The organism is Collinsella sp. TF09-1AT, from assembly GCF_003436895.1.
Lineage (GTDB): Bacteria > Actinomycetota > Coriobacteriia > Coriobacteriales > Coriobacteriaceae > Collinsella.
Genome location: NZ_QSRC01000018.1, coordinates 1 through 1,887 on the forward strand (window position 1 = coordinate 1; position 1,887 = coordinate 1,887).

Here is a 1,887-nt window from a genome sequence, read left to right on the forward strand (position 1 = left end):
ATGAGCATGCCCTTCTGGCGCGAGGACCTCTAAGGTTTTCAAAGGCCCGTACAGGTCTTACTACAAACATCTAGCTGCCATTAGATGTCTCCCAATGGGACGGTGCGGTTCTTTCGCACCGTCCCATTCATGTTTATTGACGCTAAATTAAGATCAGATAAGGTGGCCATGGATATCAAGACAATTGGCGTTGAGGAATGGCTCAACGTTTGGGAGAAGAGTGCTACATGGGATATCGCTCAGTCGACGATCTCGTCGCTGACCATGGGTGAGCTTCGCGCACTTGACGAGCAGGACGGTGCTACGTTCTACGAGCGCCTGGATCGCGAGAAGATGAATTACGGCTGGATCGAGGGTTCGCCGGAGTTTAAGGCCGAAGTCGCCAAGCTGTATCGTCGCGAGGTCAATCCCGATCACATTTTGCAGACTAATGGCTGTACGGGTGCTAACCTCAATGCCATCATGGCTGTTGTCGAGCCCGGCGATCACGTGATTGCCGAGTGGCCTACCTATGCGCCGCTCTATGAGATTCCGCGTACGCTTGGTGCCGAGGTCGAGTATTGGGAGCTTCGCGAGGAGCTCGGCTGGAAGCCCGATATCGAACAGCTCAAGCACTCGGTGCGCCCCAACACCAAGCTCATCTGCATCAATAACGCATCGAACCCCATCGGTACGGTGCTCGATGCCGATACGCTCGGCCAGATTGCCGAGATCGCCCGCTCGGTGGGCACCTACGTGCTGTGCGACGAGGTGTATCTGCCGCTCGAGAACACCGAGTCCTTTATATCGATGGCCGACGTGTACGAGAGGGCCATTGTCACCAACTCGGTGTCCAAGACCTATTCGACGCCTGCGGCTCGCGTGGGCTGGGTCGTGGCCGACGAAGAGGTCTCCAACCGCATCCGCACCTATCGTGACTACACCATGATCTGCGGCGGCGTGTTCAACGACGCCCTGGCGACCTACGTGCTCGAGCACAAGGATAAGATCCTTGAGCGCAACCGTAAGATCGTGTTTGGCAACCGTGATATCGCTCAGGCATGGATTGATACGCAGAGCCGCGTCTCTTGGACGGCGCCGCAGGGCGTATCCACCTCGTTTATTCAGCTGGATATTCCCGAGGACGATGAGGAGTTCTGCAAGCGCCTGTTGGCCGAGAGGGGAGTGCTGCTGGTTCCCGGCAGCCGCTTTGAGCTTCCCTGCGGCGCGCGTCTGGGCTACTGCGCGAGTGAAGACGTTCTTCGCGAGGGCCTGAGGCTTCTGGGCGAGGCGCTGGCCGAGTTCGATCGGTAGCCCCTTGAGGATTTCGAGGGCCTAAACCTTACTGGGCCCTCGATGTACCGAATGCAGACCCGCTCCCTTTGGGGCGGGTCTGTTTGTCTTTACCGCCGAAAAAGTCAAGTTGTTACAAATAGAGACGCAAAACAGGCGGGGTATCCGAGGGACCGTATACTGAGCTTCCGGTGAACGGTATCCAACGTCTGGTAAACGGTAGCCTGGTTGCTAAAAATGAATAGGACGAACTTTTTTCTGAATAAAAATCAAAATGGTTGAGACATAGCAAGAATTACGAATTCTATTCATACCTTTGCGTGAAATATGCAAATTGAGGGTGGTTTAAGAAAGATTAGTTCCAATTGATTTCCCGGTTAAAAAAGCGTTTAAGCACGTAAATAAACTTTATTAAATCAAAGTTTGCCATGCGTGAAGTATATGTGTATGCCGTTCACCCCCTATAAAAAACCGTTCGGGGGCAAGGTGGAAGTATGGGCTGATTTTGGATATAAATATGTCGTCAGCAATAACGCCTCACACGGAGGGGCGCTAACGAATCGGCCCTGACAAGGGCCCGAAAGAAAGGTAGGAGGCCATGACGAAAGGTCTGCA

The 1,887-nt window shown here is 53.7% G+C and carries 1 protein-coding gene; it reads left to right on the forward strand.

All coding sequences use genetic code 11. The annotated features are described in order from the left end of the window. Window positions 1-168 precede the first annotated feature (168 nt). Window positions 169-1,293 (forward strand): aminotransferase, encoded by a 1,125-nt coding sequence (locus DXC90_RS09420; protein ID WP_117735745.1) that lies wholly within the window; start codon window positions 169-171, stop codon window positions 1,291-1,293. The last annotated feature ends 594 nt before the right edge of the window (window positions 1,294-1,887 follow it).

Bases quoted from the DNA above. Each gene is read 5' to 3' on its own strand.
- DXC90_RS09420 (WP_117735745.1), top strand. From the start codon at position 169: ATGGATATCAAGACAATTGGCGTTGAGGAATGGCTCAACGTTTGGGAG.